Raw genomic sequence first — 6018 nt, forward strand, 5'->3', positions numbered from 1 at the left:
GATGGTCGCAAACCGCGCATGCCGGCACTCGTTACACTCGCCCGATGGCCGTCAAGTCCGCCCACGTCGACATCCCGCTGTTTCCGCTGGCCTCGGTGCTGTTTCCCGGCGGGCGCCTGCAACTGCGCATTTTCGAACCGCGTTATCTCGACCTGGTGCGCGAGTGCGCCCGTCATGGCAGCGCGTTCGGCGTGTGCCTGATCCTCGCGGGCCACGAAACCGGCGAACCGGCCGTGCCTGCGGCGATTGGTACCCTGGCACGGATCAGCGACTTCCATCGCGACGAGGACGGCCTGCTCGGCATCGTGGCCGAGGGCGGCGCACGTTTTCGCGTGGCGCGCAGCCGGATTCGTGCCGACGGCCTGCTGCGCGGCGATGCCAAGCTCTGGCCGGACGAGCCGGAACTCGAGGTGCCGGTGGAATTCGCCTTGCTGCAGAGCATCCTCGAACGCCTGATCGAGACGATGGCGCCACACTGGCGGCAAACCCCGCGCAGCAACTACGAGGATGCCAGCTGGCTGGGTTTTCGCCTGGCCGAACTGTTGCCGCTGGATCCCGGCGAACAGCAGCGCATGCTGGAACTGACCGATCCGCTGCAGCGGCTGGCGGAACTGCGCGACATCCTGCCGCGTTTCCAGAAGCCCTGAGGCGCGCGCCCCGCTAGACTGCAGGTTTTTCCGATGGAGCCGAATGCATGGGCACCCTGGCTGGCAAGACCTTGTTCATCACTGGCGCCTCGCGCGGCATTGGCCTGGCGATCGCGCTGCGTGCGGCGCGTGATGGCGCCAATATCGTGATCGCGGCCAAGAGTGCCGTGCCGAATCCCAAGCTGCCCGGCACCATCCACACCGCCGCCGCCGAAGTCGAGGCCGCCGGCGGCAACGCGCTGGCCTTGCAGGTGGACATCCGTGAAGAGAGCGAGGTGGTGGCCGCGGCAGCCCAGGCGGCGGAGCGCTTCGGCGGCATCGACATCGTGGTCAACAACGCCAGCGCGATCTGGCTGGCCGGCACCGCGGACACGCCGATGAAGCGCTACGACCTGATGCACCAGGTCAACACCCGCGGCACGTTTCTGGTCACTCGCAGTTGCCTGCCGTATCTCAAGCAGGCGAAGAACCCGCACGTGCTGATGCTGTCGCCGCCACCGAACCTCGACCCGAAATGGTTTGCGCCGCATACCGCGTACACCATCGCCAAGTACGGCATGAGCCTGTGCGTGCTGGGGATGAGCGCCGAATTCGCCGAGCAGGGAATCGCGGTGAACGCGTTGTGGCCGCGCACGGTAATCGCCACGGCGGCGATCGGCATGATCAATGGCGTGACCGTCGAACACTGCCGCCGACCGGACATCGTCGCCGACGCCGCCCACGCGATCCTGACCCGGCCGTCGCGCGAGTACACCGGCCATTTCGCGATTGACGACGAGGTGCTGCGCGCAACCGGCGTGACCGATTTCGACCACTATGCGGTGCAGCCCGGCGCCGCCTTGCTGCCGGATCTGTTCCTGGACTGACGACGATGCCATCTGATCAAGACAACCCATCCGCCCTGATCGACCTGGGCAAGCACTACTGGCTGCCGGTCTACAAGCCGCGCGAGCTGGTGCTCGACCACGGCAAGGGCGCGCGGGTATGGGATACGCAGGGTCGCGACTACATCGACTTCGGCGCGGGGATCGCAGTGAACGCGCTGGGTCACCTGGACCCGGATCTGCTCGCGGCGCTGATCGCGCAGGCAGGCAAGTTGTGGCATGCCAGCAACGTGTTCTACACCGAGCCGCCCTTGCGCCTGGCGGAGGAACTGGTCAAGGCATCGGGTTTTGCCGAGCGCGTGTTTCTCTGCAACTCGGGCGCGGAAGCGAACGAGGCGGCGATCAAGCTGGTGCGGCGCTGGGCCGCCTCGAAAGAACGTCCTCCCGAGCAACGCACGATCATCACGTTCCGCGGTTCGTTCCATGGCCGCACCCTTGCCACGGTGACCGCGACCGCCCAGCCGAAGTATCAGGAAGGCTACGAACCCCTGCCGGCCGGATTCCGCTATCTCGACTTCAACGACGCGGAAGCCCTGGAACAGGCCTTCTCCGCAGGCGACATCGCGGCGGTGATGCTGGAGCCGGTGCAGGGCGAGGGCGGCGTGGTACCGGCCGCACCGGGTTTCATGAAACGCGTACGCGAGCTCTGCGACAAGCACGATGCTCTGCTGGTGCTGGACGAAATCCAGTGCGGCATGGGCCGCACCGGCAGCCTGTTCGCCCACACCGACGAGGCAATCACGCCGGATATTGTCACCCTGGCCAAGGCATTGGGTTGCGGTTTTCCTATCGGCGCGATGCTGGCCGGCCCGAAGGTGGCCGAGGTGATGCAGTACGGCGCCCATGGCACCACCTTCGGCGGCAATCCCATGGCTGCGGCCGTGGCTCGCGTCGCGCTGGCCAAGCTCGCCTCGCCGGCGGTGCTGGCCAATGTGAAGCACCAGGCGAGCGCTTTGCGCGCGGGTCTCGCACGCATCGATCATAGAGGCGATCTGTTCGCCGAGGTGCGCGGCCGCGGTCTGATGCTCGGTGCCGTGCTGGCCCCTGCGCATGCCGGCAAGGCCGGCACGATCCTCGATCACGCGGCGGCTCACGGTCTGCTGCTGTTGCAGGCTGGCCCGGACGTACTGCGCTTCGTGCCGCCGTTGACGATTACCGACGAGGAGCTGGCCGAGGGTCTGCAGCGCCTGCATGCGGCCCTGAGCGCGTTTGCGGCAGACTGAGTGCAGTCGCTCGGGGCAGCATGACAACCAAGGAGATCCATCGATGAAATATCTGCACAGCATGGTTCGCGTACGCGACCTCGATGCCTCGTTGCGATTCTATTGCGAAGGCCTCGGCTTGCGCGAAATGCGTCGCAAGGAAGTCCCTGAAGGCAAGTACACCTTGGTGTTCGTGGCTGCGGCCGACAGCCCCGAGGCCGAGATCGAGCTGACCTTCAACTGGGATTCGTCCGCGGATTACGGCAGCGCACGCAATTTCGGCCACCTGGCCTTTCGCGTGGAAGACATCTACGCCACCTGCACGCGCCTGCAGTCGATGGGATACACCATCCATCGGCCGCCGCGTGACGGCCACATGGCCTTCGTGCGTTCGCCCGACCTGATTTCGATCGAGCTGCTGCAGGAAGGCCACCTGCCGCCGCGCGAGCCGTGGGCGTCGATGCCGAATAGCGGCACCTGGTGAATCAGCCCTTCGCCTCGCGCATGGCACCGCGTGCGGCTTCCAGGGTATCGGCAATGTCCTGGTCGCTGTGCGCGCTGGACATGAAACCGGCCTCGAATGCCGATGGCGCCAGGTACACGCCGCGCTTCAACATGCCATGGAAGAAGCGATTGAACCGCGCGGCATCCGCGGTGGTTGCCTGTGCGTAGCTGCGTACTCTTTCGGCGCTGAAGAACAAGCCGAACATGCCGCCTACGCGGTTCGTGCTGAACGCGATGCCTTCGCCATCCGCGACCGACTGCAGGCCATCGGTCAACAGGCGTGTGCGCGCGGCGAGTCGGTCGTGGAAACCGGGTGCCTGGATCAGTTCCAGCATCGCCAGGCCCGCGGCCATGGCGACCGGATTGCCGCTCAGCGTGCCGGCCTGATAGATCGGCCCGGCCGGCGCGATCTGTTCCATCAGGTCGCGTCGACCGCCGTAGGCACCCACGGGCATGCCGCCGCCGATGATCTTGCCGAACGTGGTGAGGTCGGGAGTCACGTCGTAATGCGCCTGGGCACCGCCGAGCGCCACGCGAAAACCGGTCATCACCTCGTCGAAGATCAGCACGGTGCCCGACTTCGTGCACAGCTCGCGCAGACCCTGCAGGTATCCGTCCACCGGCGGGATGCAGTTCATGTTGCCGGCGACCGGCTCGATGATCAGCGCAGCCAGTTCGTGGCCTTGTTCGGCAAACAGCGCCTTCGCCGCATCGAGGTCGTTGTAGGGCAGGGTGAGCGTGAGGTCGGCATTCGCCTTCGGCACGCCGGGGGAGGTCGGTACACCTAAGGTCAGTGCGCCGGAGCCGGCCTTGACCAGGAAACTGTCGCCGTGGCCGTGGTAGCAGCCCTCGAACTTCACGATCTTGCTGCGGCCGGTGGCGCCGCGGGCAAGCCGGATCGCCGACATCGTGGCCTCCGTGCCGGAGTTGACCATGCGGACCATTTCCACCGACGGAATCAGGCGGGTGATCGTCTCGGCCATGCGGATCTCGGCCGCGCACGGTGTGCCGAACGAAAGCCCGTTCCTGACCGCGCGTTCGACTGCCTCACGCACCACCGGGTGATTGTGGCCGACGATCATCGGGCCCCAGGAGCCGACGTAGTCGATGTAGCGCTTGCCCTCGACGTCCCACAGATACGCCCCATTCGCGCGTTCGGTGAAAAACGGTTCGCCGCCGACCGATTTGAAAGCACGCACCGGCGAGTTCACGCCGCCCGGCATCAGGGGGAGGGCGCGCTGGAACAATTCGTGATTGGTCGTCATCGGGTTCTCAAGGGCTGGCTTGGACAAACAACTGAGCGAAGCGTTGCGCCGCATGGCGCACATCCGGTGCTTCGAACAGCGAGGAAATCGAGGCCACGTAGTCGGCGCCGGCTTCGATCAACGGCGAAGCATTGTCCGGCGTGATGCCGCCGATCGCCACCCGCGCCACGCCGAATGCGGCGCTTTGCCTCAGCAGGCCAATCGGTGCGATCGCCGCCAGTGGCCTGGTCGGTGAGGGAAACATCGCGCCGAATGACACGTAATTCGCGCCCGCCCGTGCAGCGGCGCGCGCATTCTCCAGCGAATCCCGGCAAGCGACGCCGACGATCGCTGTGGCGCCCAGACGGGCGCGTGCCGCGAGGATGCGTTCAACCGAGTGTGCAAGATGCACCCCATCGGCGCCGATCGCCTGTGCCAGGGCGAGATCTTCGTGGATGATCAGCGGCACCCCGTGGGAACGGCACAGCCGCAGGATCGCCGTGGCCTCGGCGTAACGGCGTGTCTGGTCGGCATCCTCATCAAGGTATTGCAGCATCCGGGCGCCCCCGGCAAGGGCCTGTGCCACGGCGTCCAGCAGACCGGCATGCGGGCCGCCGGTGATCGCGTAGAGGCCGCCGTCTGCGAGTGGGGCATGGGTATTCAAGTAAAGGTCTCCGGAGTCGCGCCTGGCGCTGGGCTTGCGTCGTCGTGCTTTCGTATTGTCGGTCGAGTTGCGAGAATGTCCCATTCCATTGTGATCCGAAGAAGCCCGACCATGAGCCAGAGTTCCCCCGAAGCCACCGTCTTGCGCAAATGGATGTGCGTTGTCTGTGGCTATATCTATGACGAAGCCGTAGGCGTGCCCGATGAAGACATCCCCGCCGGCACGCGCTGGGAGGACGTGCCGGAGACCTGGACCTGCCCGGACTGTGGCACGACCAAGGACGATTTCGAAATGATCGAGATCGACTGAACGCAGAATCCCGCCTGCAAACGGGCAGATTCCGTCAGCCCATTGGCCGGAGCGCCTGTTCTGATGTTCCCGCGCACGATCGGTGGCGCGTCAGACGAGGAACATCCCATGCTGCAGTTCATCCCCTTTGAAGACGACTGGGACGTGCTGGAACGCCTGCGCCCGGAGGACCTCATTCCCTATCGCGTTGGCCTGCTGCCGGAACCGATGTCGGATGCATCGCCGACCGTCGCCTCTTTGCCGGCTGCTGCATCGACCGGACATCCGATGCAGGGCGGCCGTTCGGATGCCTGGCGGCCTTGTCGGGCGGCCGCCGGCCAGTAAAGTTCGCGCGGGCCCTTCCCACGGATGCAACACGGCGCTATGATGCTCGCCCCTCCGACGGCACGCCCTGTCTTCGGAGATTTCCGCAATAACCACGTCAGAAAATTTTCTCGCGAAGGTGTTGACGGTCTCCAAAAGCGATGTAGAATGGGCGGCTCACCCGGGACGAAAGGTCCCTGGGGTGTCACTGGCAACGGTGACGGCGAAAGGATCTTTGACAGTGTGCGCAGGTGAATTGTG

Annotated in this window: 8 protein-coding genes; 6 read left to right on the forward strand and 2 right to left on the reverse strand. The window is 65.5% G+C overall.

The window, feature by feature from the left end:
- The first annotated feature begins 44 nt into the window (after positions 1-44).
- Genes B0E47_RS07415 through B0E47_RS07430 form a run of 4 tightly spaced genes read left to right on the forward strand, consistent with a single transcriptional unit; the run spans position 45 to position 3217 of the window.
- Entirely contained in the window at positions 45-647 is a 603-nt protein-coding gene (locus tag B0E47_RS07415; protein WP_077513373.1) for an LON peptidase substrate-binding domain-containing protein, read from the forward strand.
- A gap of 47 nt (positions 648-694) precedes the next feature.
- Positions 695-1513 carry an NAD(P)-dependent oxidoreductase gene (locus B0E47_RS07420; RefSeq protein ID WP_077513374.1) on the forward strand — a complete coding sequence of 273 codons (819 nt, stop codon included), beginning with the start codon at positions 695-697 and terminating at the stop codon, positions 1511-1513.
- A 5-nt stretch (positions 1514-1518) separates the two neighbouring features.
- A complete protein-coding gene (locus B0E47_RS07425) occupies positions 1519-2754 on the forward strand; it encodes an acetylornithine transaminase (protein WP_077513375.1) in 1236 nt (411 codons plus the stop codon).
- A gap of 43 nt (positions 2755-2797) precedes the next feature.
- Positions 2798-3217, forward strand: a complete 420-nt coding sequence (locus B0E47_RS07430) for a VOC family protein (protein ID WP_077513376.1) — start codon at positions 2798-2800, stop codon at positions 3215-3217.
- A gap of 1 nt (position 3218) precedes the next feature.
- Here B0E47_RS07430 and hemL read toward each other — a convergent pair whose 3' ends face one another.
- Positions 3219-4502, reverse strand: coding sequence for a glutamate-1-semialdehyde 2,1-aminomutase (gene hemL / locus B0E47_RS07435; protein ID WP_077513377.1), 1284 nt, complete (start codon positions 4500-4502; stop codon positions 3219-3221).
- A gap of 7 nt (positions 4503-4509) precedes the next feature.
- Positions 4510-5145 carry a thiamine phosphate synthase gene (gene thiE / locus B0E47_RS07440; protein WP_254422853.1) on the reverse strand — a complete coding sequence of 212 codons (636 nt, stop codon included), beginning with the start codon at positions 5143-5145 and terminating at the stop codon, positions 4510-4512.
- A 111-nt stretch (positions 5146-5256) separates the two neighbouring features.
- Here thiE and B0E47_RS07445 point away from each other — a divergent pair, with 111 nt between their 5' ends.
- Together B0E47_RS07445 and B0E47_RS07450 are read left to right on the forward strand one after the other, a co-directional pair.
- Positions 5257-5454: a rubredoxin gene (locus B0E47_RS07445; protein ID WP_077513379.1), complete on the forward strand. Its 198-nt coding sequence runs from the start codon at positions 5257-5259 to the stop codon at positions 5452-5454.
- A 108-nt stretch (positions 5455-5562) separates the two neighbouring features.
- Positions 5563-5778 (forward strand): hypothetical protein, encoded by a 216-nt coding sequence (locus B0E47_RS07450; RefSeq protein ID WP_139351383.1) that lies wholly within the window; start codon positions 5563-5565, stop codon positions 5776-5778.
- The last annotated feature ends 240 nt before the right edge of the window (positions 5779-6018 follow it).

Source organism: Rhodanobacter sp. B05, from assembly GCF_002001085.1.
Lineage (GTDB): Bacteria > Pseudomonadota > Gammaproteobacteria > Xanthomonadales > Rhodanobacteraceae > Rhodanobacter.